The organism is Ruegeria sp. CDSC051 (assembly GCF_059610665.1).
The window spans coordinates 208,061-234,488 of sequence record NZ_JBXWOC010000003.1 but is presented as its reverse complement, the minus strand read 5'-3'; the positions used below and the strand labels follow the sequence as shown (position 1 = coordinate 234,488).

General features: G+C 55.0%; 25 protein-coding genes and 1 pseudogene. 12 read left to right on the top strand and 14 right to left on the bottom strand.

Features of this window, described 5'->3' with window-relative positions; all coding sequences use genetic code 11:
* Positions 1 to 11: 11 nt before the first annotated feature.
* Complete coding sequence (locus AC2FH0_RS09360; protein ID WP_496789163.1) at positions 12 to 716, bottom strand: SDR family oxidoreductase; 705 nt, start codon at positions 714 to 716, stop codon at positions 12 to 14.
* A gap of 98 nt (positions 717 to 814) precedes the next feature.
* On the opposite strand from AC2FH0_RS09360, the gene AC2FH0_RS09355 reads away from it, so the two are divergent.
* The gene (locus AC2FH0_RS09355; protein ID WP_496789161.1) at positions 815 to 1,693 is read left to right on the top strand and encodes a LysR substrate-binding domain-containing protein; all 879 of its coding nucleotides are present in this window, start codon (positions 815 to 817) and stop codon (positions 1,691 to 1,693) included.
* 228 nt (positions 1,694 to 1,921) lie between these two features.
* On the opposite strand, the gene AC2FH0_RS09350 is transcribed toward AC2FH0_RS09355, so the two are convergent.
* From AC2FH0_RS09350 to AC2FH0_RS09300, 11 genes are all read right to left on the bottom strand, one after another.
* Positions 1,922 to 3,013, bottom strand: a complete 1,092-nt coding sequence (locus AC2FH0_RS09350; protein ID WP_496696681.1) for an alpha-hydroxy acid oxidase — start codon at positions 3,011 to 3,013, stop codon at positions 1,922 to 1,924.
* Positions 3,013 to 3,567: a sulfopyruvate decarboxylase subunit beta gene (comE, locus tag AC2FH0_RS09345; RefSeq protein ID WP_496692063.1), complete on the bottom strand. Its 555-nt coding sequence runs from the start codon at positions 3,565 to 3,567 to the stop codon at positions 3,013 to 3,015. The genes AC2FH0_RS09350 and comE overlap by 1 nt, the downstream gene beginning before the upstream one ends.
* Entirely contained in the window at positions 3,564 to 4,070 is a 507-nt protein-coding gene (gene comD / locus AC2FH0_RS09340; protein WP_142637714.1) for a sulfopyruvate decarboxylase subunit alpha, read from the bottom strand. Before comD ends, comE begins: the two co-directional genes overlap by 4 nt.
* 40 nt (positions 4,071 to 4,110) lie before the next feature.
* Positions 4,111 to 4,524, bottom strand: a complete 414-nt coding sequence (locus AC2FH0_RS09335; protein WP_281973199.1) for a universal stress protein — start codon at positions 4,522 to 4,524, stop codon at positions 4,111 to 4,113.
* A gap of 33 nt (positions 4,525 to 4,557) precedes the next feature.
* On the bottom strand, positions 4,558 to 5,538 hold the full coding sequence (locus AC2FH0_RS09330; RefSeq protein WP_496708904.1) for a zinc-dependent alcohol dehydrogenase: 981 nt from the start codon (positions 5,536 to 5,538) through the stop codon (positions 4,558 to 4,560).
* Complete coding sequence (locus tag AC2FH0_RS09325) at positions 5,535 to 6,296, bottom strand: SDR family NAD(P)-dependent oxidoreductase (protein WP_496708905.1); 762 nt, start codon at positions 6,294 to 6,296, stop codon at positions 5,535 to 5,537. The genes AC2FH0_RS09330 and AC2FH0_RS09325 overlap by 4 nt, the downstream gene beginning before the upstream one ends.
* Positions 6,289 to 7,596 carry a histidinol dehydrogenase gene (gene hisD / locus AC2FH0_RS09320; RefSeq protein WP_271949931.1) on the bottom strand — a complete coding sequence of 436 codons (1,308 nt, stop codon included), beginning with the start codon at positions 7,594 to 7,596 and terminating at the stop codon, positions 6,289 to 6,291. The genes AC2FH0_RS09325 and hisD overlap by 8 nt, the downstream gene beginning before the upstream one ends.
* Positions 7,597 to 7,608: 12 nt before the next feature.
* Complete coding sequence (locus AC2FH0_RS09315) at positions 7,609 to 8,937, bottom strand: TRAP transporter large permease (RefSeq protein ID WP_142637703.1); 1,329 nt, start codon at positions 8,935 to 8,937, stop codon at positions 7,609 to 7,611.
* A gap of 12 nt (positions 8,938 to 8,949) precedes the next feature.
* On the bottom strand, positions 8,950 to 9,462 hold the full coding sequence (locus AC2FH0_RS09310) for a TRAP transporter small permease (RefSeq protein WP_281973202.1): 513 nt from the start codon (positions 9,460 to 9,462) through the stop codon (positions 8,950 to 8,952).
* 113 nt (positions 9,463 to 9,575) lie between these two features.
* On the bottom strand, positions 9,576 to 10,724 hold the full coding sequence (locus tag AC2FH0_RS09305; RefSeq protein WP_142637699.1) for a TRAP transporter substrate-binding protein: 1,149 nt from the start codon (positions 10,722 to 10,724) through the stop codon (positions 9,576 to 9,578).
* Positions 10,725 to 10,745: 21 nt separating this feature from the next.
* Positions 10,746 to 10,931 (bottom strand): hypothetical protein, encoded by a 186-nt coding sequence (locus AC2FH0_RS09300; RefSeq protein ID WP_142637697.1) that lies wholly within the window; start codon positions 10,929 to 10,931, stop codon positions 10,746 to 10,748.
* Positions 10,932 to 11,229: 298 nt separating this feature from the next.
* Between AC2FH0_RS09300 and AC2FH0_RS09295 the strand changes: the two genes are divergently transcribed.
* The 3 genes from AC2FH0_RS09295 to AC2FH0_RS09285 all read left to right on the top strand — a co-directional run bounded on the left by AC2FH0_RS09295 (position 11,230) and on the right by AC2FH0_RS09285 (position 12,850).
* Positions 11,230 to 11,439 (top strand): hypothetical protein, encoded by a 210-nt coding sequence (locus tag AC2FH0_RS09295; RefSeq protein WP_496789159.1) that lies wholly within the window; start codon positions 11,230 to 11,232, stop codon positions 11,437 to 11,439.
* A 327-nt stretch (positions 11,440 to 11,766) separates the two neighbouring features.
* A complete protein-coding gene (locus AC2FH0_RS09290) occupies positions 11,767 to 11,958 on the top strand; it encodes a helix-turn-helix domain-containing protein (protein ID WP_496789157.1) in 192 nt (63 codons plus the stop codon).
* A 52-nt stretch (positions 11,959 to 12,010) separates the two neighbouring features.
* Positions 12,011 to 12,850: an EamA family transporter gene (locus AC2FH0_RS09285; protein ID WP_496701306.1), complete on the top strand. Its 840-nt coding sequence runs from the start codon at positions 12,011 to 12,013 to the stop codon at positions 12,848 to 12,850.
* Positions 12,851 to 12,899: 49 nt separating this feature from the next.
* Here the strand turns inward: AC2FH0_RS09285 and AC2FH0_RS09280 are convergent.
* A pseudogene (locus tag AC2FH0_RS09280) lies at positions 12,900 to 13,133 on the bottom strand (transposase); the annotation flags it as partial.
* A gap of 498 nt (positions 13,134 to 13,631) precedes the next feature.
* On the opposite strand from AC2FH0_RS09280, the gene AC2FH0_RS09275 reads away from it, so the two are divergent.
* The 3 genes from AC2FH0_RS09275 (at position 13,632) to AC2FH0_RS09265 (ending at position 17,917) form a co-directional block, all read left to right on the top strand.
* Positions 13,632 to 14,651: a putative 2-aminoethylphosphonate ABC transporter substrate-binding protein gene (locus tag AC2FH0_RS09275; protein WP_281973206.1), complete on the top strand. Its 1,020-nt coding sequence runs from the start codon at positions 13,632 to 13,634 to the stop codon at positions 14,649 to 14,651.
* 117 nt (positions 14,652 to 14,768) lie between these two features.
* Complete coding sequence (locus AC2FH0_RS09270) at positions 14,769 to 15,899, top strand: putative 2-aminoethylphosphonate ABC transporter ATP-binding protein (RefSeq protein WP_496701308.1); 1,131 nt, start codon at positions 14,769 to 14,771, stop codon at positions 15,897 to 15,899.
* A complete protein-coding gene (locus AC2FH0_RS09265; protein WP_496789155.1) occupies positions 15,896 to 17,917 on the top strand; it encodes a putative 2-aminoethylphosphonate ABC transporter permease subunit in 2,022 nt (673 codons plus the stop codon). The genes AC2FH0_RS09270 and AC2FH0_RS09265 overlap by 4 nt, the downstream gene beginning before the upstream one ends.
* Positions 17,918 to 17,949: 32 nt before the next feature.
* Here the strand turns inward: AC2FH0_RS09265 and AC2FH0_RS09260 are convergent, their stop codons facing one another.
* Positions 17,950 to 18,840, bottom strand: coding sequence for a LysR substrate-binding domain-containing protein (locus tag AC2FH0_RS09260; RefSeq protein WP_142637687.1), 891 nt, complete (start codon positions 18,838 to 18,840; stop codon positions 17,950 to 17,952).
* Between the two features lie 119 nt (positions 18,841 to 18,959).
* Between AC2FH0_RS09260 and AC2FH0_RS09255 the strand changes: the two genes are divergently transcribed.
* From AC2FH0_RS09255 to AC2FH0_RS09235, 5 genes are all read left to right on the top strand, one after another.
* Positions 18,960 to 20,147, top strand: coding sequence for a 2-aminoethylphosphonate--pyruvate transaminase (locus tag AC2FH0_RS09255; protein ID WP_496692054.1), 1,188 nt, complete (start codon positions 18,960 to 18,962; stop codon positions 20,145 to 20,147).
* Positions 20,148 to 20,166: 19 nt separating this feature from the next.
* Entirely contained in the window at positions 20,167 to 21,411 is a 1,245-nt protein-coding gene (gene phnA / locus AC2FH0_RS09250) for a phosphonoacetate hydrolase (RefSeq protein WP_271949911.1), read from the top strand.
* 3 nt (positions 21,412 to 21,414) lie between these two features.
* The gene (phnY, locus tag AC2FH0_RS09245) at positions 21,415 to 22,878 is read left to right on the top strand and encodes a phosphonoacetaldehyde dehydrogenase (protein WP_496692052.1); all 1,464 of its coding nucleotides are present in this window, start codon (positions 21,415 to 21,417) and stop codon (positions 22,876 to 22,878) included.
* A 107-nt stretch (positions 22,879 to 22,985) separates the two neighbouring features.
* Positions 22,986 to 24,338, top strand: coding sequence for a (R)-1-hydroxy-2-aminoethylphosphonate ammonia-lyase (gene pbfA / locus AC2FH0_RS09240; RefSeq protein ID WP_496696665.1), 1,353 nt, complete (start codon positions 22,986 to 22,988; stop codon positions 24,336 to 24,338).
* 304 nt (positions 24,339 to 24,642) lie between these two features.
* Complete coding sequence (locus AC2FH0_RS09235; protein WP_496789153.1) at positions 24,643 to 26,307, top strand: Na/Pi cotransporter family protein; 1,665 nt, start codon at positions 24,643 to 24,645, stop codon at positions 26,305 to 26,307.
* The last annotated feature ends 121 nt before the right edge of the window (positions 26,308 to 26,428 follow it).

Below are 26,428 nucleotides of genomic sequence, written 5' to 3'. Positions count from 1 at the left end.
GATACGTTGCCTCAGACAGCGCGGGTCAATCCTCCGTCAACGCGCAAGTTTTGACCCGTCATATAGCCACCGCCTTCAGACGCCAGCCATGAGACAAGCGAAGAGACCTCCGCAGCATGACCGTAACGCCCCATCGGAATCCGGGCTTTGCGGTCTTCTGTTTCGGGCAGGCTGTCGATGAAACCCGGCAGGATGTTATTCATGCGAATATTCTCTGCGGCATATTTATCGGAATAAAGTTTGGTAAAGGCGGCCAATCCTGCCCGGAAGACGCCTGATGTTGGAAACAGCGGATCGGGCTCGAACGCCGCGAAAGTAGAGATGTTGATAATCACCCCCCTGCCCTGTTGCTGCATCAAGGGTGTCACCAGCCGAGTTGGGCGGATCACATTCATCAGATAGACCTCCATCCCTTGATGCCAGTCATCGTCACCGATCTCTAATACGGGCCCTTTCGGGCCATGACCGGCGGAATTGACCAAGACATCGACGCGGCCCCAACGCTCCGTCGCGCCCTTGACCAAAGCAGTCAGATCGTCACCACTGAGGTTAGAACCAGTGACGCCAAAACCACCCAGCTCGGCGCCGAGTGCTTCGCCTTTACCCGAAGAAGAGAGGATGCCGACTTTGAAGCCATCTTTGGCAAGCCGGCGCGCCGCGTCAGCCCCCATGCCACTCCCGCCCGCGGTAATCAAAGCTACTTTTTCTACTGCCATCTGACGATTCCCCTTATGTATTCTGCGAAAATATCCCGTTTCGATGGGTCGTTCGATTGAGATTTGATGTTTCATTACAGTAGAAATACTATTGTCTCATGGCTGATCTTCCTCCCCTCAACGGTTTACGGGCTTTCGAAGTCGCTGGGCGCCGCCTCAGTTTCCGCGCCGCTGCCGATGAGTTGGGCGTAACACAAGGGGCGGTGGCGCAGCAGGTGCGACTGCTGGAAGCTCACCTAGAAGTCACATTGTTCGAAAGGGTGCCCAAAGGATTGGAGTTCACCTCGGTTGGCCGTAGCTATCACGCACGTATATCGGTTGCCTTTGCGAGCCTTAGATCAGCAACCGCCGAGCTAAAGCCGGAACCGGACAAGGTTATAATAAGCGTCACCCCGACTTTTGCTGCCAGATGGTTGATCCCGAATTTGCCGGACTTTGCTGAGAGCCATCCGGAAATCGACTTGCGGATCATGGCCACTGAAAAAGTCTCCAGCTTTCACAGCGACGGGATCGACCTTGCCGTCCGGCAGGGATCGCCGCCGTTTGGCGCCGCGCTTCGGGCGGCGCTTATTTTCAGACAAGAGGTGATTGCCGTCGCCGCACCCGAATTTATCAGCGACGGATTCAATTCGTTAACACCAGATGACCTTGCACGCCTGCCCAAAATTCATGACACGCATGACCTTTGGCCGCGATACCTTGCAGACCTAGGGGTTCGTGACAAATCGCAACGCGGCCTTCGATTAAGCCAGACAGCGCTTGCAGTTGACGCTGCGATCGCGCGGCAGGGTGTGGCCCTTGTCAGCCGTTTCATGGTTTCCCGAGATCTTGAGACAGGACGCCTGGTAGAGGTTGGTGCGGCAAGAGACATCGGTGGTAGCGATTTTTACCTCCTCATAGAGCGTTCGGCCGCAAACCAACACGCGGTGATGCAAGTCGTAAACTGGCTAAAATCGCGGTCGGCGAAAGAAACGTGATCGGCTTTCGATTCCTGCAAAGCGCACGCATGCGCGTCTGAAATGAAGGATTGCTTAGGTTTCCCAACGCTTCCCAATTCAGGGTCTTAGTGCTCTCGAACCGGCGGGCAAACACCTCGGGCCGCTGGCGTAGTCGAACACAGCGTCCGGGGCAAAATAATTCGTAGCGGCATCCGGATCGTGTGCGTTAGAGGCATTACCGACGGCATTCACATTTGTTCAGTTGCTTCAGGTCAGTTTCGTCCGACCAACCTGAGCAAGTGCACTGGACAACTCTTCGCTGAGGATATTCCACAGTCTATGCAAACCTTCTTCGCCGGCCGCGGCGATGGCAAATTGCAATACGCGGCCAAAGAACACGTAATTTGCACTCTGATCGAGGGCTTTCAGAACGTCTTCGCCAGATCGTAAGCCACTGTCGTAAAATAGCGGAAAATCCGCACCAACGCTGTCTCGTATCCGGCCCAGCGCGTGAACGGCAGCGGGTGCGCTTTCAAGTTGCCGCGCGCCATGATTTGATACTTGAATGGCGTCAACGCCTTCGGATTTCAGCTGCAGCGCATCCTCGGCGTTGGTCACGCCTTTTACTACCAGGTTGCCTTGCCACAAATCGCGCAGAGCCTTCAATGTTGTCCAAGTCGCCCTCGCGCGGCTTTCGGTGCGGTCGAACTCAAAGCCCGGCATCTCGAAATTTGCCATCTGCGGACGACCTGCGGCAAGTGACATAAGCGACCATTGCGGGTGCAGGGCAAAGTCCAGAAATTGGCGGGGTCCGATACGGAATGGCATGGTAAAACCATGGCGCAACTCACGCGGTCGGCGACCAACCTCGGGCACGTCAACCGTGACGATCAGGGTGTCGTAACCGGCATCTTGCGCACGCTTTGCCAGTTTGAACGACCCCGTCCCGTCTCCGCTGAAATAAAGCTGGAACCACGCGTGCCCTTCGGCAACCTCGATCATTTTTTCCAGCGGGGTTGAGGCCACGGTCGAGACCCCCAAAGGCACGGATTCGCGTGCGGCCAACCGCGCTAGCATCAGATCGGCACCAGGTCTGGACAGGTTGCACATCCCCATCGGCGCAATGCCAAAGGGCCGCTTGGCAATCTTGCCAAACAGCGGCATGTCCAAAGACCGATTGCTGACGTCTTTCAATATCCGGGGTTCAAGGCAAATGTCATCCAGAGCAGCGCGGTTACGCGCAGCCCCCGTTTCTGACCCTGCGGCCCCATCGATATAGTCAAACACCATCCAAGGCAGACGTGCCTTGGCCAAACGCCGCGCATCCTCACTGGAATGAATTCGCGCGGCGCGGTTCATCAACCAGCCACCGCTTTCATAAAGCGATCCTTGATGATCACCGGGTCCATCGTGATGACCGGCATCTTGGCATTTCCACTGTCGCACTTCACGATCATGACCGTGCCGACCTGCGCGTCCATCGCCTCTTGCAATGCTTTCCCGGTATCAACATCCTGCACTTCAACGACATTGTCACATCCGGCCGCACGCGCCATGCCCGCCAAGTCGGTCTTGCGCCCAGTATAAGTCGGCTGATCACCGGTTGATCCATATGATCCGTTGTCGATAACCATCAGGATGAAATTCGGAGGCATATTGTTCCCGATGGTTGGCAAGGTGCCCAGATTGGTCAACACCGACCCGTCCCCATCGATTGAGATCACGGTTTTAGGCTGCACCAGCGCCAGACCCAGCCCGATGGACGAGGCAAGGCCCATAGTGCCCAGCATGTAGAAATTCGTTGGTTGATCGTCGATGGCATGCAGCTCTTGGCTGGGAATGCCGATGTTACACACCACCAGCTGATCTCGGAGTTGAGGTGCAATTTCCTTGAGGATTTCAGAACGGATCATTGGTCGCCATAGCCTCCCCAGAAATTGGCATCGGTCAGGATTGCCACGGGTTTGTTGCACATAAAGGTATACTTCAGGATCATATCCAGCTCTTCCACATCCTTCTGGTGATGGAAGTGGTAGGTGGGGATATTCATCTGCGCCAGCAGCGCCTTGGTATGCACCGCCATTTCCACCTGGCACGCCACAGGTTCGCGGAGCTCTCCGCGGTAGCTGATCAACATCGGCAGAGGCATCCGGTAATACTGGATCAACGTCGCAAGAGTGTTGATCGTCACCCCAATGGCTGTGTTCTGCATGATGATCGCAGGGCGTTTTCCACCCATCCACGCACCGGCACACAGGCCCATGCCCTCGTCTTCCTTGTTCGACGGAATATGGAAGATATCGGGGTGTTGGTCAATTTCCTCGATAACGCCCGCAAGCTGTTTGCAGGGCACCGTCGTCACGAACGAGATGTCATTCGCGACAAGATCGTCGGTGATCTTCTTGTCTATGTTCATGTTACAGAAAGGCCTTTCTTGAAAGGAGAGGAGAGCGTCATCAAGAGGACGCGCGATGCACATGGACGGCACAGCCTGCGTGCCGCACGACGCGAGCAGCTGTGGAGCCCAGGAAATAATCTCTCAGACCAGGTTTGTGGGATCCAAGCACGATGCAATCGATGCCATGAGCCTCGGAATAGTCAATGATAGTGCGGGCCGAATGTCCTTTTACAATCACAGGCGTGACACCGGGATGTCCAGACAATTTGCCCTCAAGATCAGCACGCGCCTTTTCAAACCCGGCGGCAACCATTTCTTCGTCCAGATACGCACTGACAGAGCCTTGGGGCGCCTCATGAACGTGAAGGGCGAAGATCTGGGCATCTTTTGCACGCAGCGCGTTGGCTATCTCAAGTGTATGAGTCGACACGCCATGGTCCAGCGCCATGGGGACGAGGATTTTATGGTACATGAAGTGTCTCCATTTGGTTGGTGATCATAAGTGTCAGGCCCACGGGTCGAGGATGATTTTGGGGGCTGCAACCACTCCCGATCGTAGATCGGCAAATGCCTGCGGTCCATCATTCAGGCTGCGATGTTCTGCCCAGTCTAGCGGGCCAAGCGCACCATCGAAAAGCGCGGTGCAGGTTTCCCGGAAGTCCTCCGGTGTGTAGGTATAGGTTCCGATGAACGTCACCTCTTGCAAGGTCATCCGCCGGATATCGAGGCCACCCGTGTCTTCGCCCAGGCCGATGTGGACAATGACACCCCCCGGTTCAGCCATGGCAGAAGCTGCCGCGCGTGTTGCCGCGTATCCGACGGCGTCGACCACGATGCCGTACTGCCCTGCCCCTGCGGGTACAGATTTCACTAGGCATTCATCTTCCAGGAATGTGCGTCGCTTGTCGCTTGGTTCAGCAACGGTTACGTCATCGACCCCTTGTGCCTTGAGGGCAAGGGCCGCAGCAAGGCCAATGGCCCCGCCGCCCAGCACAAGCGCCGTGCGGCTGGCACCCGGATCAAGCGCCATCAGCCCCAACCGTATGGAATGCCAACTGACGGCCAGAGGTTCGGCCAGTGCAGCCTTTTGCAACGGAACATGATCCGGCACCACGATAAGATTGCTGCCTTGCATTGCCACATATTGAGCAAAGGCTCCTTCGCGCGGCGGCATGGAAATGATCATACGGTCCGGGCACAGATTATCGCGGCCCGTCTGACACGCGGGACAGGTGCCACAACTGACCAGCGGGTTGATCGTGACCCGTTCGCCGTCACGGGCGCCGCCTTCAATCACACCTGCGGCCTCATGGCCAAGGATCAGGGGCGCAGGGCGCCTGTCGTCGTGGCCAAGATAGGCATGCATGTCCGATCCGCAGATGCCCGAGGCTTCGATACGAACCAGCGACTGGCCCTGACCGACTGTCGGGTTGGGGACTTCGCGCACACCAAGCGTTTCGACACCTTCGTAGACCAACGCTTTCATTTTGCTGTGAACCCTCCGTCGACCATCAAGGTTTGTCCGGTCACGTAACCGGACGCGTCCGAGCAGAGAAACAGCATGGGGCCGTCCATGTCATCCAAACGGCCATTGCGTCCGATGCAGGTCTGGGCGGCATTGCGCGTGGCTCGGTTCGGATCGGCAAAGACGGTCTCGGTCAGCTCTGTCGGAAAAAACCCAGGCCCAATCGCATTGGCTGTGATGCCATAAGTCGACCACGCCTCGGCCATAGCGCGGGTCAGTTGGGCAATGCCCGCCTTGGTCGTCCCATAGGCGATGCCACCGGGAAAAGCGCGCGTGGTTTGGAGCGATGCAAAATTCACGATCCGCCCCCACCTCTTGGCCTTCATCGCGGGCACCAACGCCTGGCTCAGAAAAAACGGAGCCGAGATGTTTAGCGCCACGGTCTGATCCCAACCTTCTGGTGTCACGTCATCCGCCGTCTGACGGGTGTTGATGCCAGCGGCGTGCACAATGATGTCTGGCGCTCCGAACGGTGCGCTGACCGCTTCTACCAAGTGTGGGAGTGCATCACGGTCGGCGACATCCGCTGCAACGTAGTCCACATCTTCGCCGACCTCGTTTTGCAAGCGCTGCAGGGCGTCCTCGCGCCGGGCTACGCCCACCACGCGGGCCCCGGCACTTGCCAGTGCGATGACCGCACGCCGCCCGAGGCCGGAGCTGGCGCCGGTTACACAGGCCACGCGGCCAGTCAGGTCGAACAGAGATCGTGGATCAGCCATTTGCAGTCAGGTCGAACGCTTCATCCGGGAAATACTTGGCCAGACGAACATCCGCAGCACGGGCGTGCCCTTCCATCCCCTCAAGGCGGGAAATGCGCGCTGTGGCTTCGGCCACCTGCTTGGCACCTTCGCGTGTGGCGCGCTGCCAAGTGACGATCTTCATGTATTTATGGACCGACAAACCGCCGGTATAATTCGCGGCCCCTGACGTTGGCAGCACATGGTTGGTGCCCGTTGCCTTGTCGCCATAGGAAACGGTTGTCTCTTCCCCAAGGAACAGCGAGCCGTAACAGGTGAGCCGATCAAGCCACCAATCCAGATCTTCGGCCTGTACCGTCAGATGTTCGGGCGCGTAATCATCGGAGCACGCGGCCATTTCCTCGCGGTCTGGACATACGATTACTTCGGCATAGTCGCGCCAGGCGGCAAAGGCGTTGTCGCGGTTCACTTCGGGCAGATCATCGATCAGGGCAGGCACAAGCTCCATCACCTTTTCGGCCAACACCCGGTCATCTGTGACCAGCCAAACAGGCGAATTATAGCCATGCTCGGCCTGGCTGACCAAATCCGTTGCCACGATATGTGGATCAGCGGTCGCATCCGCCAGGATCAAACTGTCCGTTGGACCCGCGATCATGTCGATCCCTACGCGGCCAAAGAGAATACGCTTGGCTTCTGCGACAAACTGATTGCCCGGCCCCACAAGGATGTTGGCCTTGGGCAGGCCAAACAGTCCGAACGTCATTGCGGCCACGCCCTGAACGCCACCCAGCGCCATGATCTTGTCCGCACCACACAGGTGCGCCGCATAGATGATGGCCGGGGCAACACCCACACCCGGACGGGGGGGCGAGCAAGCGGTGATGTGACCACAGCCTGCAACTTTGGCCGTTGTCACCGTCATGATGGCTGACGCAATGTGGCTATAGCGACCACCGGGCACATAACAGCCCGCCGCATCAACCGGGATCGCCTTTTGCCCCGCAACCATGCCCGGTACGATCTCAACCTCGACATCGGATACCGTGGCCTTTTGCGCCTCGGCAAACCGTTTGACGTTGTCATGTGCAAACCGGATGTCCGCTTTCAGCTTTTCCGGCACGAGCGCGGCTGCAGCCTCGATTTCCTCGGCGGTCAATAGGACATTGCCATCGTAACGGTCGAACTTGGCTGCGTATTCCAGAGCCTTTGCATCTCCGCCCGTTTCGATATCGGCCAGAATTGTCCTGACCGTCTCGTGGACTTCGGAAGCATCCGATTTAGCGGTTAGGGTCGCTTTTTTCAGGTATTCACGTTTCATCTTAGCGAGGTCCTACTTGTAGATTTCGGGCAAGAACGTAGTCGAAATCGCTGGCATATAAGCAATCAGCAACACAACCAAGAACATGCAAAGAACAAAGGGAACGGCACGGGCGGCAATCTTGAGGATGGATTCCCCGGTTATGCCAGACACCACGAACAGGTTGAGCCCCAATGGCGGCGTGATGAAGCCTACGCCAAGAGCTGTGATCATCATGATGCAGAACTGTATCTCGTTCATGCCGATGTTGTCCGCGAGTGGTTTCAGGATAGGCGCAAGGATCACGATATTCGGCGTGGTTTCCATAACGCAACCGGCGGCGATCAGGATTCCGATCATCAGCAGGATCAGTAACCATGGTTCATCCGTCAGCCCGGTCACCGATGTCACAAAACCTTGCGGAACGCCCATGATGGCCAGCGCTTCGGCCAGCGGAGCCGAGAAAGCGATTATGGGAAGGATGACGCCGTTCACCTTTGCCGAACTGACCAGCATGGCGGGAAAATCCGCAAGGGACAGCGTCCGCAGAATAAAGCCCATGATGATTGTCACGACGACGGCCGTTGCACCCGCTTCTGTTGGTGTCAGGCGGCCCGAGAATATGCCGTAAAAGATGATGCCCGGCACGATAAACGCATACCAACCGGATTTTAGAGCACGGCCCAAATTACCCAACCATTCGGCCATCGTCATCTGTCCGCCACCTTCATAGGCGTAGATGCGGTTCACGATCAGGTTCGTGATCAGGATCGACAACAGGATCGCGATCCCCGGGATCAAGGCCGCAAGGAACAGGGTCGATGCGGATATCCCCAGAACAAGGCCGATGATGATATAGGCGATCGACGGTGGGATCAAAATGCCGGTACAGGCGCCCGCCGCCACCAGAGCGCAGGCATAGGGACGCGGATAGCCGCTTTCGACCAAGCGTGCGATAGTCATACGTCCGACCGCGGCCGCACCAGCTGCGTCCGATCCCGAAATGGCCGCGAACATGCCACAGACAAGAACCGTCGCAGACCCGAAACCACCTTTGGTGAAACACGTCAATGCCTCGGCAACATCAAGGAATTTTCGACTGAGCCCGGTTCGGACCAGCACGTCCCCTGTCAGGATAAACAGCGGCACCGCGGTCAGCGCAAAGGCATCAATGCCGGTGAACAGCTTTTCACCAACAAGGCTCAGGGGAAGGTCGCCGGACATGACCAACATCAGGATCGCCGAGGTCCCGATGGCGGCCCAAACCGGAACCGCCAGAGCAATCAGCGAGACGAATATGATAACGGGCAGATAGAAATCCCAACCCAGCTCGACGGTTTGATCAAAGGTTTGCCAAAGCATTCAAATCATCCCTCAATCAAAGAGTGTGTCGCCCTCAAAAACGGGTTTGCCCGTTCTGAGAGAATGGATGTCGCGCAGTAGGGATTGAATCAGCCGCAATATGATCAAGCCGAACCCCAATGGAACCGCCATCAGGAACCATACTTTGGAAATGCGCAGCCCGTCCGTGACCGACCCGAATTTGGCAGACACATGCACGGCTTCGTAGGACCAATAGAGGGCAATCACAGCAACACCGAACATCACCAGGTCGCCAAAGATATACAGCAAAGCCTTCGGACGCGGCCCAAGGTAGTGCATCAGCACGTCAATGCGGATATGCGCGCGCTCTTTCACTGCAGCCGCAGCACCAATCCATGCGAGATAGATGAAGGAGTACCGCACAATTTCTTCGCCCCAGATCGAGGAAAAAGAGAATATTTCCCGGCGCAGCACCTCGATCGCCATGGTGATGACAAGCATCACGTAGAAGACCAGAAGCAACCAGCGCTCGGCGTCTCTATCAATTCGGCGCAAAAAGCTCATGTGAGAACCTGCTGATTTGCCTAGCAAAACGCACCGCGCTGACGCGTTTGGATTTTACTGAGGCGGGAAAGATTGGTGATCGGGCGCGCGTGGAGGCACGCCCGACCCGACAGTTAAGCGTCATGCACGTAGTACTTGCCTTGGGTACCTGCGGCTTCTTCCATCTTGGCGAAGTTGTCCATGGACCCGGCCAGATCGATCTTGAACTCGTCCCATTCGGACCGTTGGTAGCCACCAGCGGCTTTCCATTCGGCCAGTTGCTCTTCGCTGAGCGAGTGGAATTCGACACCTGCTTTGATCAGTTCGGCCATAGCGTAGGCACGGGCCGATGGCACTTTGGCAAGGTTCTGGTGCGAGGTCATCTCGGACCCCCACATGATCCCTTCCTGCACGTCGGCGGGCATTGAGTTAAACCATTCCAGGTTGCACGAATAAACTTGGCTGTCTGGCACGGCCTGGGTGAAAGTCACATGGCTCAGGATATCTTTGAAACCAAAGACTTCGAGCGCACCCACGGACGGGTCAAGCGCGTCAGCGACGCCCTGTTTGATCGCAGACGGGGTTTCTCCCCAGGCCACAGGCGTCGGATTTGCACCAACCATGCGGTAGTATTGCTGCAGCATCTTCGAGCCGGGAACGCGGAACTTGACGCCGGACAGGTCGCCAGGTGTCAAGACCGGTCCGGGGCCACCCTTGCGGATGGCAACGACACGGGGGTCGATGTTGATATAAAACAGCGCCTTGAAGCCGTTCTCCTCAACCTTCGGCTCGACCGTGTCCTTCCAGAACTGCGAGTTGACGAGGTTTGTGAAACGCTGGTTTGACCCGCACAGATACGGCATGTTGATCAGGTCAACGGTCGACGCAAACGGCGCGAAATTCGAAAGCGAATGCTGTGCTGCCTGAATTGTGCCACCCTGCACCGCCTGCACCAGCGCGCCGCCTGCACCCAGCTGCCCGCCAGGCGCGAGTTTGACATAGACCTTGCCGTTGGTCGCGTTCTGGATGTTTTCCTTCAGGTCCAGCTGCATGATTGGATAACCACGCGACGCACCGACCGGATAGGCAGTTGCCAGAACCATGATATGGTCCGCTGCAGCCTCGCGGTCGCGCTCTTCGCTGGCACTTTGCGCTGCAGCTTCAGTTGACCACAACGTCCCCGCAGCACCAGCTACCATGGCCGCTGTGAAGCCGCCTGTTGCCGTCAATTTCAGAAAATTTCGGCGTGCTGCCGACGCAAGGTCCTTGCGATCTTTGTCCATTATGTTTCCTCCCAGAAATCCTTAGCTGCCGTTCTTTTTGTTTCGGTCAGCCTCTTTTTGAAGAATGGCGACGACAAACAATATCGACGCGGCAAACAGAACCAGCATTTCGCCCACGTCCCCAAGGAATGCGCTTGCTGCAAAGGCCCCCAGAGCGACGTTGGCGAAGTAGATGACAAAGACGATCAGCGAGGCGGTAAGGAACATAAAATAGGATCCGAAAAGGTTGCAGTTCTGAGCGACACTGTAAGCGCTTACATTTGATTCGTGCAAGCGCTTACATTTGAGGCGCATTTTTTGGCGCTCTCGGCGATTGCGGACAGGAAGACCCCAAGCAGCGACCAAAGTATTACTATTGTGCTCGGATACATTCCGAAAATTCATCATGTTAGCCAAGTCGCCGTACAACAAGAACGGTAGGCCGGGTTCCACACTGCTGCATCAGCCGATGCGCGGGATATCAAAAGCCCCGACCGTGAACTTATGGAGAAAATCAATAAATGAGATGACCAATCTGCAGGCGGTAACGAGTATCTCGCCCCCTGCATCCCGTTATGACAAATTGATCGGAGGCGGCTTTTGCAAGCCAAAAGCAGGCCGGTATTTTGACAATCTAAGCCCGATTCCCGTCCAGCCCATTGGCCAGATCACACGGTCTGATGCTTCAGACGCTGAGGCCGCGCTGGACCCAGCGCATTCGGCTGCCGATGCCTGAGGTTCGACCAGCGTGACCGAGCGCGCGAATGTTCTCACGCGGATAGAGCAATAACTGGAAGACAATCTGGAGATGCTGGCTATTGCGTGGTTCTGAATCCGGCCAAGCAACGCCAGCGACAATCATGGTGTTCTGTGAACTGATCGCGGATATCCTGCCTGCTGGCGTGTTGAATGTTGTTAACGGATTTGGCCTTGAGGCGGGTATAGGGCCCTGCGGCGTTCATTTCGCATATAATACGTATTCTTCAATTCTGATTGAATTCTCTCAAGACACGGAAGCCTGACGGTTTTGACCGCCAATCAATGCCTAACCGCGTTACGAACCATGACGAACTCAAAGCCAAACTATATGGCAGAGCGGTTGGAGAAGGCACATGCCATCGCCGAATTCACTGACCTGTATATGACAGAAATTGCATTGGCCTGTGGATTTGTTTCCTGTACGACGCTTTCGCAGCGATACAAGCGAAGATTTGGTAGAACGCCAGTCGATCAGCGCATGAAGCAGAGCGCATAAAGGTGCAAAATCATATGTGTCTACAAGGCGTTTTCGCTGATTGCGACGAGCTATGACAGTACATGCGATCCTCATCGTACTGTTTGCGGCTTTCCTTCATGCGCTGTGGAATGCGGTCGTAAAGGGCGCGCCTGACAAGGCCATTATGTTGGGATTAATCTCGATCGGGCATGCCATACCTGCGCTTGCCGTGCTTCCTTTTACGGGCTTTCCAGTAATGGCTGCAATTCCATACATTATTGGTTCCACCTTGATTCATTGGGGATACTACTGGTTTCTCAACACCGCCTACCGTTACGGCGATTTATCGGTGGTGTACCCCATATCGCGCGGGATAACGCCCATATTAGTGGCGTTGGGAGCGGTCTTTCTTGCCGGTGAATTCCTTCCTCCGGGCGCGTGGATCGGTATTGTCTGCATTTCGGCCGGCATCGGTTGCCTGTCTTTTGGCGGACTTGGAAAGGGAACGAACTGGGTAGGCATCGCGGCGGCATTCGGAACTGGTTTGATGATTGCTTCCTACTCTCTGGTTGACGGTATTGGCGTGAGACTCTCAGGGAATACGCTTGGATATATCACGGTATTGTTCGTGGCCGAGATCTTCGTGGCGGGGTTCATCTTCTCGACTCGGTGGGACCGCCTCATCGCACTTCCAAAGAGATATGTCTGGTCAGGTTTAGCAGGAGGAATCATTTCCGGCTTAGCCTATGGTCTGGTGCTCTATGTTAAGAGTTTCGCGCCGTTGGGTGTTGTATCAGCGCTCCGAGAAAGTTCGGTCATCTTCGCTTCAATAATAGGTGTGATGTGGTTTGGTGAGGGCCCAAAATCCAACAGGCTCCTGGCGGCGATAATCGTAGCAGTTGGAATTGTGGTTCTGGCCCTAACAAGATGACGTACAAGTTGGACTAAGGAGAAGGAAGTTGCGGGATAACGAGTCCAAGGCGCAGGTCTTTAACTTCGGATAAGGTCGCCGCACGTATCTTATAGCCCGCGAGGCGCTTCTTGCCAGCTTCAGGGAGTTCTTTGGACCAGCTATAGTACAGACTCTGAGCGGTGCCTGCCCGGCAGCACAGCTCCACAATGCTGCCTTCGCCCTTGCGCTTGTCCAGAACGATCCAGATCTTCTCTTCCGCTGAATAGTGCTTGCGGGTAGCACGACGGATATCCTTGACGATCTTTTCGCCGTGGCTCTTACGTGTTCTGGGTTTCTATCTCACCTCCACTCCTTGGCGGGTACGATGTGCCAGAAAATCTCTCTTATCAAATCGACCTGTACTGTCCCGCAAGTGCTGACGTCAGACATTTGCGAAGGTATTTGCGAGCACTATGACAGTCATGTTCGATTGGCGGCTGGTCAGTCGACAGGTAGCAGTATGTAGCCTCGGATTTCGTAGCCCACCGCCCGTTCGATGGGCCAATGCCGAAGCGCACTGATTTGAACGAAACTCTTGGGTGACTGGTGCAGGGAGAGTTCCTATCTCATATCAATGGGGTATGACACTCAATTCCGAGCGCTAAGGCGGATTGCCTTACATAGGTTTTGCTTATGATGTGGAAGGTATAATCGATTTTTCTTGATCTATTTATCTGTCACACTGCCGGGGCATGGAACTGCAAATAAGCGCTGCTCAAGAATGGCGTTCCCGAGAATAATCAACCGACAGAGGATCACGATGAAACATAAGACCAAATTTCTTGCAGCCCTGGCCGTAAGCTCCTTGACTGCTACAGTTGCGTTATCTGAAACCGAATTGACAGTTTACACAGCCGTCGAAGCTGAAGACCTGGCGCGCTACGCTGAGACGTTCAATGCGAGCAATCCGGACATCAAAATCAACTGGGTGCGGGATTCGACCGGGATCATCACCGCCAAACTGTTGGCCGAGAGGGACAACCCTCAGGCAGACGTCGTGTGGGGTCTCGCAGCCACTTCGCTTTTGTTGCTCAAGTCCGAAGGTATGCTGGAGCCTTACGCGCCTGCGGGTGTTGGCGACCTAGACGCGAAATTTGTCGATGGCGACAATCCTCCGGCGTGGGTTGGCATGGACGCTTGGGTTGCCGCAGTTTGCTACAATACCGTCGAGGCCGAGAAAGCGGGATTGACGCCGCCGACATCGTGGAAGGATCTTACAGACCCCATGTATAAGGATCAGGTGATCATGCCAAATCCGAACTCGTCGGGCACTGGTTTCCTTGATGTTTCAAGTTGGCTGCAGATGTTCGGCGAAGAAGGCGGCTGGGAGTACATGGACGGATTGCACGAGAACATCGCGCGATATACCCACTCTGGTTCAAAGCCGTGCAAACTGGCTGCTGCAGGTGAGATCCCGATTGGCATCTCTTTTGCTTTCCGTGGTGCTAAGTCGAAAGCTGATGGTGCGCCGCTTGAGATCATCGTCCCGTCAGAAGGTGTCGGCTGGGACATGGAAGCGACCGCTATTGTTGCCGGTACTGCAAATCTCGAAGCCGCGCAGAAACTGGTTGATTTCACCGTCACCAAGGAAGCCAACGAGATGTACAACACAGGGTACGCCGTTGTCGCCTATCCTGGCGTCGCAAAACCGGTCGAGCACTTCCCTGAAGGTCTTCTGGATGCGATGATCGACAACGACTTTGAATTTGCCGCCAACAACCGCGCGGCGATACTGAAAGAATGGCAGTCTCGCTATGACGGGAAGTCTGAAGCGAAGTAAACCAACCTGCAGAAGAGGTGTAAGCACCTCTTCTGCACACCACTCTATTTTTCCAAACAACGCGACCAGCGCGCCCGGCTTCAACCGGCCCAGATCGGCCGTTCCCGAGGTGCAGATATGAGGACCGCTCCCGTGCTTCAGAAAACCCCACCCGGTGAACTGTATCTAAGCATCCAGAATTTGTGGAAAGCGTTCGGCAGCTTTCTTGCACTCAAGGACATATCCCTGGAAATCAACGAAGGCGAATTTGTCTGCTTTCTGGGGCCTTCGGGTTGCGGCAAAACAACCTTGCTCCGGGCGATTGCGGGTCTCGATCTGCAAACCAAGGGCACTGTCATGCAAGACGGCAAGGATGTGTCAAATCTGCCGCCGTCAGAGCGTGATTTCGGGATTGTGTTTCAGTCTTACGCCTTGTTCCCGAACCTGACGATCGAAAAGAACATTGCTTTCGGCTTGGAAAACACTGGTCGCAGCAAATCGGATATTGCCGTTCGTGTCAGCGAACTGCTTCATTTGGTTGGGTTGCCTGAACAAGGCAAAAAGTATCCTGCGCAATTGTCCGGTGGCCAGCAGCAGCGGATTGCGTTGGCCCGCGCCATTGCGACCAACCCCGGTCTCTTGTTGCTGGATGAGCCGCTTTCGGCATTGGACGCAAAGGTGCGCGTCCATCTACGTCACGAAATCAAAGAGCTGCAGCGCAAACTGGGTGTGACTACTGTGATGGTTACGCATGATCAGGAAGAAGCGCTGGCGATGGCGGACCGGATCGTGGTCATGAATCATGGGGTTATCGAGCAGGTGGGGTCACCTACAGAAATTTACCGAGAACCCGCAAACTTGTTCGTGGCAGACTTCATCGGGGAAATGAACCAGATCCAGTCTCAGGTCACCAAGGGTGGTCGACTGAGCGTCGGCGAAAAGACCTTTGCGTGCCTCAGCCACACGTTCAACGACGGAATGCCAGCGATTGCGGCGATCCGACCGGAGGATATCATCCCGCATGAGGCTGGTTATCTCGATACCGGCGGCAACAGGAATTGCATCGACGTCACTCTCGATGAAATGGAATTCCTCGGTTCATTCTGGCGATGCCGCTTAAGCAACGAGCGATTTGGATCTTCGGAACTGATCGCAGATTTTTCGATCAATGCCGTGCGCCGCCTAGAACTGGAAGAGGGTAGGACCATGGTGATTGAACTGCCCGAAAACCGGCTAATGGCCTTTGATGTTCCGGAGACGGCAGCATGAGCGAGATTTCAACCAACCCGGGGACTCTTCCAGCTGGGCCTGACATCAAACCCAAGCTCAGCAGGGATGACATCCTGATGCGCGGCAGCATGTTCGTGATCGCACTCTATCTGGTCGCGACGTTGGTCCTGCCGCTTTACACGATGCTTTCCAAGTCATTCTCGACCTATCGGATGGAGTTGTCACAATACGAGTTTCAGGTCAGTGACGAAGCGGGGCAATTTGACGGAACCATCCTGTCAGCCGACACACTGAACGAACAAATCGGGGCTTTTTCAGGCACCGATCTGTCTACCGGCTCAGACGGGCGGCTATCGGTAACCGAGCTTTTTCCCGATTTCAGCTTTCGCAGTCCGGTCATGTACCAAATCCGTAACACAAGCGACACCGGGCGGTTTCTTGTCGGTTCTACGCTGCAAGACAATACGGATTGGGTCACGCTCGATTCCAATCAGTTCCGGCGGGTTCAGCTGAGGCCAGTTCAATCGCGAGGCTTGGAAAATTTCGTCAACTACTTCTCAACCCCGGCACTGTTCAATTCTATCAAGAACTCCCTTTGGATTTCTGTAATTAGCACCATTGTCACAGTAACTTTGGCGTTCTGGTTCGCTTATGCGCTGAACCGGAGTTGCATGCGGTTCAAGGGTGTGTTTCGTCTGATTGCGATGGCTCCGATCCTGGTGCCTTCGCTGTTGCCCGGGATCGCGCTGGTCTATCTGTTCGGCAATCAGGGCATGATAAAAGAGTTGCTGTTCGGCGCCAGTATCTATGGTCCGATTGGCATCGTGATAGGCTCGGTGTTCTTCACCTTCCCGCACGCCTTCCTAATCATTTCAACGGCACTGGCGATCTCTGATGCACGACTATACGAAGCTGCGGTCAGCCTGCGTTCAACGCCGTGGCGTACTTTTTGGACGGTCACCGTTCCCGGCGCGCGATATGGTCTGATCTCGGCCGCTTTCGTTGTATTTAATCTGGTCATAACTGATTTTGGTCTGCCAAAAGTTATTGGAGGTCAGTTCAACGTTCTGGCGGTTGATATCTACAAGCAGGTGATCGGCCAGCAGAACTTTGAAATGGGTGCCGTAGTCTCGGTCGTTCTGGTTATCCCGGCAATCCTGGCGTTCGCCATCGACCGCATGGTGCAATCAAAGCAGGTTGCCTTATTGTCGGCCCGGTCGGTCCCGTACCAGCCAACCCCAAATCGAAAGGCAGATCGGTTCTTTCTAATCTATTGCTGTCTGATCGGTTTGTTCATCGTTGGGCTGCTGGCTGTGTGCCAATTCGCGGCGCTCATCAAGTTTTGGCCCTACGACCTGAGCCTGAGCCTGAAGAACTACGATTTCAACAAGATGGATGGTGGCGGTTGGGGCTCCTACATTAACTCGATCAAGCTGGCGCTTTTGACGGCGGTGATCGGTACTTCAGTCGTCTTCTTTGGTGCCTATCTGGTTGAAAAGTCGAACGGGTTCAGAACAGGTCGATCGATCTTTCAGATGTTCGCGATGCTGCCAATGGCGATCCCGGGCATGGTACTGGGCCTGTCATACATCTTCTTCTTCAATAGCCCGTCTAATCCGCTGAACGGTATCTACGGAACAATGGCAATTTTGGTGATCTGTACGGTGACACACTTCTATACTGTGTCGCACCTGACGGCAGTGACAGCACTCAAGCAGATGGACAGAGAATTCGAGTCGGTATCAGCCTCGCTCAAGCAACCGACGATGAAGTTGTTTGCCCGTGTCACGGTCCCTGTTTGCCTGCCAGCCGTGCTGGACATATCAATCTATCTGTTCGTAAACGCAATGACGACGGTATCTGCGGTTGTGTTCCTATACTCGCCCAAAACCACGTTGGCATCTATTGCAGTGCTAAACATGGACGATGCGGGCGATATTGCGCCGGCTGCCGCAATGGGGATGATGATCTTCTACACAAACGCCGCAGCGCGGATCATCCACCTGATTGCTTCCAAAGGCGTCCTCGGTCGCACGCAAGCCTGGCGAACTCGCTAACAAGAAAGCCCATTTAGGCATCTCCCCACCGATCACTGATTGGTGGGGTTTTGTTTTTCTTCTAGAACAGAATTGGCGAATTTCATGAAGGCGCGAATGGTCTTCACCTCACGCCGTTGGGACAGATAGATCATACTTTCTCCCATTTGCAGGTCGACGTCTTGCAGCTTGATTTGTCTGAGTCGGTCGTCGTGACCGTATTCTGCCTGGGACACGAACCCGATACCTGCACCTGATGCCACCAACTCTCTGACGGCCTCTCTTCCTTCGGCCACAATCGCCGGTTTCAGCGGCACCCCCCGTTTACTGGCTTCATCTTCGAGCTTTTGGCGTGTTTTTGATCCCTGTTCCCTAAAGATGAGAGGCAACTCCGCCAGCTCTGCGAGGGACAATGTAGGTTTTGACGCGAGAAGCAAACTGCGGGCCGTGAATGCCACGATCTCGGTCGAACCGAGGCTAAGAACGCTCATGTCCTTGCCGGGAGACACGCTGCCAACAACACCAATTTCTGCGTTGTAAGATCTGAGTTCCTCCAAAATGTCCTCGGTGTTGCCAGCGCGGACGGTAATCGTAATGTTTGAATATTTTTCTCGGAATGGCCCCAGAAAGTCGGTCAAGTGGTGCGCGGAATCGGCAAGGATCCGCAGCTCGCCGTCGATCGCAGCCCTCGTTTCAGACAGATAGTCCTCGATCTGATCCTCGATCTCAAAATACTGCTTGGTGTACCGGTAAAGCTGCGTCCCCTCCGGGGTTAGGTTCACTCTTTTTCGCTCACGCTTGAACAACAACAAATCATGATCCTGCTCAAGTTTGCGAACCTGCTCTGAAATTGCTGGCTGCGTCAAAAAAAGCGCCTCTGCAGCACGCGAAAACCCACCATATTTGGCCACGAAATGAAAGGCTTTGAGCTGGCTATGTCGCATTTCAAACTCCTGAAGGTTCGAGCATAGGCTGAGCTTATAATTAGATTGATATTTGCAATTTCACATATAGCTGCGGTTGCTGCAACTGTGTCTTTGAAACGTTGATCTGGAGCTTGGTTATGACGTCTTCTTTTCCTCAAATTGAACAACCGCGTCTCGGCGAGCCCTATCTACTAACTCCTGGCCCCTTGACCACGTCATACGCCGTGAAAGAAGCCATGTTGAGGGATTGGGGAAGCTGGGATGATGACTTTCGGGGTATGACCCAGGAGTTGCGCTCCAGTCTTTTGGCATTGCTTGGCGAGGGCGCCGATGAGTTTGACTGCGTACCGATGCAGGGGAGCGGATCGTTTTCAGTAGAGGCGATGCTGGCTTCGTTCATTCCGCGCGATGGCAAGGCATTGGTGCTGGCCAATGGCGCTTACGGTCAACGCTCGGCGCAAACGCTCGAGTATCTGGAACGCGATCATGTTGTCTTGGACAAGGGCGACTATCTGCCGCCGCGTGGTTCAGAAGTTGCCGAGATTCTGGCGAATGATTCCGCGATCACCCATGTCGTTGCTATCCACTGCGAAACAAGCTCGGGCATTCTGAATCCGGTAGAGGAAATATCGGAGGCGGTTTACGCCGCTGGTCGCAAACTTCTTGTCGACTCAATGTCAGCCTTTGGTGCGATCGAGTTGAAGCCTACGGAAGTCCGCTATGAGGCAATGGTTTCGTCCGCCAACAAGTGTATTGAGGGTGTTCCGGGGTTTGGGTTCATAATCGCGCGCAAGAACGAGCTTGAGGATGCCAAGGGTAACAGTCATTCGCTGTCTCTGGACGTTCACGCGCAGTGGGCGCATATGAACAAAACCGGTCAATGGCGATTTACGCCGCCCACCCATGTGGTTGCCGCTTTCATCGAAGCCCTCAGGGCACATGCGGCTGAGGGCGGCGTTTCCGGTCGCGGAGCCCGATACACCAGCAACAGGGATGTTGTGGTCGCCGGCATGCGTGAGCTGGGTTTCGAAACTCTGCTCGACAATCGCTGGCTGAGCCCAATCATCGTAACATTCTTCTGCCCGGCCGATGAAAACTTTGTCTTTGATCAGTTCTACAAACTGATGAAAGAAAAAGGGTTCATCATTTACCCGGGCAAGTTGACCGTCGTCGACAGCTTCCGCGTTGGGTGCATCGGTCAGATGGACGACAAGGTTATGCGGAAAGTTGTAATTGCCGCCAAGGAAACTCTGGAAAAAATGGGTGTGTCGAGTGCCACACCTCCTCTCCAAGCTTTAGAAGAACGCGCCAAACTGGCCGCTTAAGGATCAAGGAACAAACCAAATGACCATCCACACCCCTGTTGAAGCCAACGAGCGTGTCTACCCGATGCCCAAAGTGCCCGCCATTGCCATCTGCCTTGACGGCTGTGAGCCGGAATATCTGGACAAAGCTATTGCTGACGGTCTGATGCCGACGCTCAAGCGGATGCGCGAAACCGGCACTGACCGGCTGGCCCATTCGGTGATCCCGTCGTTTACTAACCCTAACAACCTCAGCATTGCGACTGGCCGTCCGCCTATCGTGCACGGCATCTGTGGAAACTATCTGATTGATCCGGACAGTGGTGAAGAAGTGATGATGAACGATGTGCGCTTTTTGCGTGCACCGACCGTGTTCAAGCAGTTCTATGACGCTGGCGCCAAGGTGGCCATAGTCACCGCGAAGGACAAGCTGCGCGCGTTGTTGGGGGCGGGTCTAAAGTTCGACGACGACCGGGCCAAATGCTTCTCTGCGGAAAAGTCCGACACGTCGACCCAGGCTGAGCATGGTCAGGAGAAAGCAAGCGCATGGTTGGGCATGGCCCAACCCGAGGTCTATTCGGCAGAGTTGTCCGAGTTTGTCTTTGCTGCGGGTGTCAAATTGCTGAAAGAGTGGAAACCAGATGTGATGTATCTGACCACCACCGACTACGTGCAGCACAAATACGCACCCGATCAGGCCGAGGCCAAGGCATTCTATGAGATGTTTGACAAATATCTGACCGAACTGGACGCCATGGGCGCTGCCATCGTGGTCACCGCCGACCACGGCATGAAGCCCAAGCACCACGCCGATGGCTCGCCCAGCGTGGTATATGTGCAGGATCTGGTGGATGAATGGCTGGGCAAGGACGCGGCCCGTGTCATCTTGCCGATCACGGACCCCTATGTGGTGCACCACGGCGCACTCGGGTCGTTTGCCACCTGCTATCTGCCCGAAGACGCGGATCGCAACGACATCATCGGCAAACTGAAAGCTACACCCGGCATCACTCATGTTTTGACCAAAGAAGAGGCGATCAAGCGCTTTGAACTGCCCGGTGACCGCATTGGCGATATTGTGATGGTCTCGGGTGAGAACATCTGTATCGGTACCTCTGAAGACCGCCACGATCTGGCCGCTCTCAACGAGCCGCTGCGCAGCCACGGTGGACTGACCGAGCAGGAAGTTCCTTTCATCGTAAACCGGGTTATCGACTTGGGGACTGCGCCCGAGTTGCGCAATTTTGATGCGTTTTTCTATGCAACCACAGCGGCGGCGCAGTAATCCATGAAAGATCAAACCATGTCGAAAATCGAAATCCGCAATGAAGGAATGCGCATCGGGGGCGAGATCGTCTTTACCGACGAAACGGTGCCGGTTCTGTACCCATACACAAACGAGATTGTCGGGCATGTACCCGCCGGCAAGGCGGAACATGCGCGCAAAGCGTTCGAAATCGCGGCAAATTACACTCCAAAGCTCACACGGTATGAGCGCAGCCAGATCCTGCAGCGTGCGGGCGAGTTGATTGGTGAACGTCGTGAATACCTTGCCAAATGGCTGACGTTGGAACTGGGTATCTGTCACCAGCATGCGATTTATGAGACCAAGCGTGCACAAGATGTCTATCAGTTCGCCGCCGCTGAGGCGATGAAGGATGATGGCGAGATCTTTTCATGCGACCTGACCCATAATGGCAAAGATCGAAAAATATTCACCATGCGCGAGCCGGTGAATGCGATTTCGGCAATCACACCATTCAATCATCCACTTAACATGGTCAGCCACAAGATCGCGCCATCAATCGCGACCAACAACTGCATGGTGTGTAAGCCGACGGAACTGACGCCACTGACGGCGCTGACATTAGCTGACATCCTCTACGACGCGGGTCTACCACCCGAGATGTTCCAAGTGGTTACCGGCTGGCCAGGTGACATTGGCGATGAGATGATCACCAATGACAACATCGACATCATCACATTCACCGGCGGCGTGCCGGTGGGTAAGATGATCGCCGAAAAAGGCGTTTACAAGCGGCAAGCTCTGGAACTGGGGGGCAATGACCCTCTGATCGTTTTGAACGATCTTTCTGACGCGGACCTTGAGAAGGCCGCGACCATTGCAGTGGCAGGCGCCACAGGCAATTCGGGTCAGCGCTGCACTGCGATCAAACGTATTCTGGTGCAAGAAAGCGTGGCCGACAAGTTTGTGCCATTGGTTCTGGAAAAGGCGAAGCAGATCAAGTTCGGCGACCCACAAGACCCCGAGACCGAACTGGGCTGTGTCATCCATGACAAGGCAGCTGAACTATTCGAAAAACGCGTTTACATGGCCGAGGCCGACGGCGCAGAAATCCTCTATCATCCGGGCCGTCAGGGCGCACTACTGCCGCCCATCGTTGTCGATAAGGTCCCCCATGACAGCGAGCTGGTGATGGAAGAAACCTTTGGCCCCATTGTGCCCATCGTTCGGGTTCCGGACAATGACGACGAGGTGATGCGTATTTCGAACGGTACCGAATTCGGCCTCAGCTCAGGCGTCTGTACGAACGACTTGAACCGTGCGATTGCCTTTATCAACGGTCTGAACGTGGGCACCTGCAACATTTGGGAACAACCCGGATACCGTATCGAAATGTCCCCCTTCGGAGGCATCAAGGACAGCGGTAATGGGGTCAAAGAAGGTGTCATCGAGGCAATGAAGTTTTTTACTAACGTAAAAACTTACTCGCTGCCCTGGCCACGCTAGTTTTTGTGCCCCGTCCCGACCCGGGTCGGGGCACCACAAGTTCCTCCCTGGTACTGGCGGACTTTGCGAGGTCCGCATTTTTTCACAAGCGGCGTTGAGGAAAAAGCATGTCACAAATCGTCCACACGGAAGGCGAATCCAATACTTCCAGCGCGCGAAAAGCATGGATGAAGGAATCTATAGGGCCTAAATCTTCACCCTTGCTGAAACGCGACGCTAACGCGTTTCTCCACCAGTCACTGTCCTCGCCATGCGTTAGCACCATTGCCAAGGCTGAGGGGATTTGGGTCGAAGACCTGGACGGCCGCCGTTACATGGATTTCCATGGCAATTCAGTGCATCATATCGGTTACGGACATCCCCGTTTGATCACCGCGATCAAGGCGCAACTGGATGACCTGTCTTTCGCACCCCGTCGCTTCACCAATGATCCCGCGGTTGAATTGGCCGAAAAGCTCGCCGAAATCGCGCCAGACGACCTTGGGAAAATGCTGTTTACGACCGGCGGCTCTGATGCAAACGAGGTCGCTCTCAAGATAGCGCGCGCTGCCACCGGTCGGTTCAAAACAATTAGCTTCTGGGATGCCTTCCACGGTGCCGGTTTTGGCGCCGCAAGCGTCGGCGGCGAGGCGACATTTCGCAGCCATATAGCCGGCCCGCTTCTCCCGGGTGCAGAGCACGTGGCACCTTTTGCCTGTTACCGATGCCCGTACAATCACGCCGGCCCAGATACTTGTGGGTTGGCTTGTGCAAAAATGGTCGAGTTCGTTCTAGAACGTGAGGGAGACGTAGCTGCGGTCATCGCTGAGCCTATGCGCGCGGTGCCTTATGTGCCGCCACCGGGCTTCTGGAAAGCTGTGCGGGAGGCGTGTAATCGTCACGGGGCTCTCTTGATCATGGACGAGATTCCCACGGGGCTTGGAAAGACCGGCAAGATGTTTGCCTTTGAGCATGACGAGATTATCCCTGACATCGTCACCTTGGGTAAGGCACTTGGCGGAGGCATCCTGCCGATTGCAGCTTGTATCGCGCGATCCAAACTAGACGTCTGCGGAGACTTTGCCATTGGACATTATACACACGAAAAAAACCCGGTGACTGCACGCGCCGCGCTTACCACAATACAAATCATCGAAGATGAGGGGTTGGTTGACCGGGCGGCTGAGTTGGGCGAGCACGCTATGGATCGTCTGATGGGCGAGCTTCAGAATATCCCGATCGTCGGTGACATTCGCGGCCGTGGTCTGATGTTTGGTGTCGAAATTGTCGATGACCGTGCCGACAAGACACCTGGAAATGCACGAGCCGAGCGGATCTATTATGCTTGTTTGGAAGCTGGCCTAAGCTACAAAATCAGTCAGGGATGTGTGCTTACATTGTCACCGCCGCTAACGATCACGCGCAAGGATCTCGACTGTGCAATCGACATTGTTGTCAACGCGATTAAGGACGAATGTTGATCTTTGTGGCCATACCTTTAGAGCAAAACACGCCGTTGCTCTGTCTGCTTCCAGGAAAACAGTGGTCAATGGACGTGGAGATCAATTCTCAATTATGGCGCCAAGGGCCATTGCCTACCGCCAAGAAAGTGAATGCGTTTTCCCGGTGGAACAGGCGCGTCCGATTTATTTCAGCAAACTCGGGCGCTGAGCGTTTTATCGAAATTACTCGGCCGCAAAATCACCGGGTCGGTCTCCGGTCGTTGGTTGGCAGGATTGCAGCGCACCCTGTTATTCCAAGCAAACCGTGGGAGTGAGGTAGAGCATGGCGATAGTCAGCTTCTTAATCAGCCTTGCTGGCGCGACGATGTTGCTGCTTTTTGCAGTTCGAATGGTACGCACTGGAATTGAGCGCAGCTATGGAGCGTCGTTCCAGCGCGTTTTGACGCGACAGCACAGTTACCTGCAGGCCTCACTTGTGGGTCTGATGATGGCGGTTGTACTGCAAAGTTCGGCGGCAGTGGCGCTGTTGACCTCTGGGTTTGCTGCCAGTGGAATGTTGAGTTTTCCTGCCGGTCTGGCGATTGTGCTCGGAGGCGATCTAGGTTCAGCACTGATCATCCAGATTCTTACGTTCCGGTTGGACTGGCTTATTCCAATGCTGCTGGCGATTGGAGGCTATCTATTCGTCAAGACCGAAGCCAAAAAAGCCCGACAGCTAGGGCGCATTCTGATGGGCGTTGCCTTTATCCTGATCTCACTTCGGTTCCTTCGTGAGGCGATGGATCCAATTCGGGACAGTGCATTTGTACCCGCAGTCGCGGATTACTTGTCGCGCGACTATATCACTGCATTTCTTGTCGGGGGTGCCTTAGCCTTCGTCATGCATTCCTCGGTAGCGGCCATCCTTATGTGTGTGACACTTGTGCAAATTGGAGCGATCCCATTTGCCGCCGGAATGTCTTTGGTTTTTGGCGCGAACTTTGGCTCGGCCTTCATTCCGGTATGGCTAACCCGAGGAATGCCAGTGACTGCCCGACGAATACCCTATGCAAATTTGGCGCTGCGAGGCAGTTGGGCGTTGGCTAGTTTGTTTGCAGCAAATTTTGCCCTACGAACCGGGCTTTTGGGCGACCCGCAAGGGGGGCAAATGCTAGTCAACGTGCATCTTGCTTTCAACCTGTCGCTTTTGGTTTTAGCCCTTCCGTTTTGTGGACACTGGCAGAACTTGCTCGAAAGGCTCTTGCCAGACCAGCAGAAAGTACAGAAGTCGCAACCCGCACAACCGGTCAGCGCATTGGACATGAAAGACGTGGCAAATCCCAATCAGGCCTTGCCGAGCCTCAAGCGTGAGCTGCTGCGGATGAGCGATCTTCTCGAAACCATGTTCCGTCCTGCTCTTGAACTTTACCGCAGCGGAGACAAAGAGCAGATCCGGTCAGTTCAGGCCATTGACGAGGACGTAAACCGGTGCCTCTCGGGTATTCGAGCCTTCGTCGCCGCGATACCCCCTGAGCTATATGAAAAACACGATGCTAAAACCGCGCGCGACCTTATGGAGTTTGCGATCAGGCTTGAAACGGCGGGTGACGTTGTCGCCAAACGCCTGACTGTATTGGCCGGTGAAATGCGGGCCAAAGGCTCTAGCTTTTCGCAAGATGGCTGGTCCGAACTTGTTCAGATGCATGAAGGTATTCTTGCAAACATGAAACTGGCATCAAATGTACTTGTTTCAGACGATCTGGAAAGCGCCCGGCTTCTCAGCCTTGAAAAAACCGAAATCAAACGCGTGGAACGTGAAAGCCGCAAGCGTCACCTGCGCCGGTTGCAGCATGGAACAACGGAAAGCTTCGAAACCAGTGATATTCATCTAGAGACTTTGCGGGCTTTCCGGGAGTTCAACAGTCATATTGCATCGATTGCTTACCCGGTCCTTTACCAGAACGGTCAACTTCTCGAGACACGATTGATCAACGAAATTGCTGAATAGGCCCGGGCCGGTCTCAATGCGAAGACAAGAAAAGAGCGAGAACAAAGGCGACTGGAAACACCGAAGTGAGTTCGTTCTCGAAATCAAATTTTGAAATTGTTCAGTGTCTTCAAAACCTGAG

Coding starts and splice junctions, on each gene's coding strand:
- AC2FH0_RS09325 (WP_496708905.1), bottom strand. CDS start 6,296: ATGGCTGATCCACGATCTCTGTTCGACCTGACTGGCCGCGTGGCCTGT.
- AC2FH0_RS09285 (WP_496701306.1), top strand. CDS start 12,011: ATGACAGTACATGCGATCCTCATCGTACTGTTTGCGGCTTTCCTTCAT.
- AC2FH0_RS09335 (WP_281973199.1), bottom strand. CDS start 4,524: ATGTACCATAAAATCCTCGTCCCCATGGCGCTGGACCATGGCGTGTCG.
- pbfA (WP_496696665.1), top strand. CDS start 22,986: ATGTCACAAATCGTCCACACGGAAGGCGAATCCAATACTTCCAGCGCG.
- phnY (WP_496692052.1), top strand. CDS start 21,415: ATGAAAGATCAAACCATGTCGAAAATCGAAATCCGCAATGAAGGAATG.
- AC2FH0_RS09265 (WP_496789155.1), top strand. CDS start 15,896: ATGAGCGAGATTTCAACCAACCCGGGGACTCTTCCAGCTGGGCCTGAC.
- AC2FH0_RS09330 (WP_496708904.1), bottom strand. CDS start 5,538: ATGAAAGCGTTGGTCTACGAAGGTGTCGAAACGCTTGGTGTGCGCGAA.
- AC2FH0_RS09255 (WP_496692054.1), top strand. CDS start 18,960: ATGACGTCTTCTTTTCCTCAAATTGAACAACCGCGTCTCGGCGAGCCC.
- AC2FH0_RS09295 (WP_496789159.1), top strand. CDS start 11,230: ATGACCAATCTGCAGGCGGTAACGAGTATCTCGCCCCCTGCATCCCGT.
- AC2FH0_RS09305 (WP_142637699.1), bottom strand. CDS start 10,724: ATGGACAAAGATCGCAAGGACCTTGCGTCGGCAGCACGCCGAAATTTT.
- comD (WP_142637714.1), bottom strand. CDS start 4,070: ATGAACATAGACAAGAAGATCACCGACGATCTTGTCGCGAATGACATC.
- AC2FH0_RS09350 (WP_496696681.1), bottom strand. CDS start 3,013: ATGAACCGCGCCGCGCGAATTCATTCCAGTGAGGATGCGCGGCGTTTG.
- AC2FH0_RS09275 (WP_281973206.1), top strand. CDS start 13,632: ATGAAACATAAGACCAAATTTCTTGCAGCCCTGGCCGTAAGCTCCTTG.
- phnA (WP_271949911.1), top strand. CDS start 20,167: ATGACCATCCACACCCCTGTTGAAGCCAACGAGCGTGTCTACCCGATG.
- AC2FH0_RS09310 (WP_281973202.1), bottom strand. CDS start 9,462: ATGAGCTTTTTGCGCCGAATTGATAGAGACGCCGAGCGCTGGTTGCTT.
- AC2FH0_RS09260 (WP_142637687.1), bottom strand. CDS start 18,840: ATGCGACATAGCCAGCTCAAAGCCTTTCATTTCGTGGCCAAATATGGT.
- AC2FH0_RS09300 (WP_142637697.1), bottom strand. CDS start 10,931: ATGTTCCTTACCGCCTCGCTGATCGTCTTTGTCATCTACTTCGCCAAC.
- AC2FH0_RS09315 (WP_142637703.1), bottom strand. CDS start 8,937: ATGCTTTGGCAAACCTTTGATCAAACCGTCGAGCTGGGTTGGGATTTC.
- hisD (WP_271949931.1), bottom strand. CDS start 7,596: ATGAAACGTGAATACCTGAAAAAAGCGACCCTAACCGCTAAATCGGAT.
- AC2FH0_RS09355 (WP_496789161.1), top strand. CDS start 815: ATGGCTGATCTTCCTCCCCTCAACGGTTTACGGGCTTTCGAAGTCGCT.
- AC2FH0_RS09235 (WP_496789153.1), top strand. CDS start 24,643: ATGGCGATAGTCAGCTTCTTAATCAGCCTTGCTGGCGCGACGATGTTG.
- comE (WP_496692063.1), bottom strand. CDS start 3,567: ATGATCCGTTCTGAAATCCTCAAGGAAATTGCACCTCAACTCCGAGAT.
- AC2FH0_RS09360 (WP_496789163.1), bottom strand. CDS start 716: ATGGCAGTAGAAAAAGTAGCTTTGATTACCGCGGGCGGGAGTGGCATG.
- AC2FH0_RS09290 (WP_496789157.1), top strand. CDS start 11,767: ATGACGAACTCAAAGCCAAACTATATGGCAGAGCGGTTGGAGAAGGCA.
- AC2FH0_RS09270 (WP_496701308.1), top strand. CDS start 14,769: ATGAGGACCGCTCCCGTGCTTCAGAAAACCCCACCCGGTGAACTGTAT.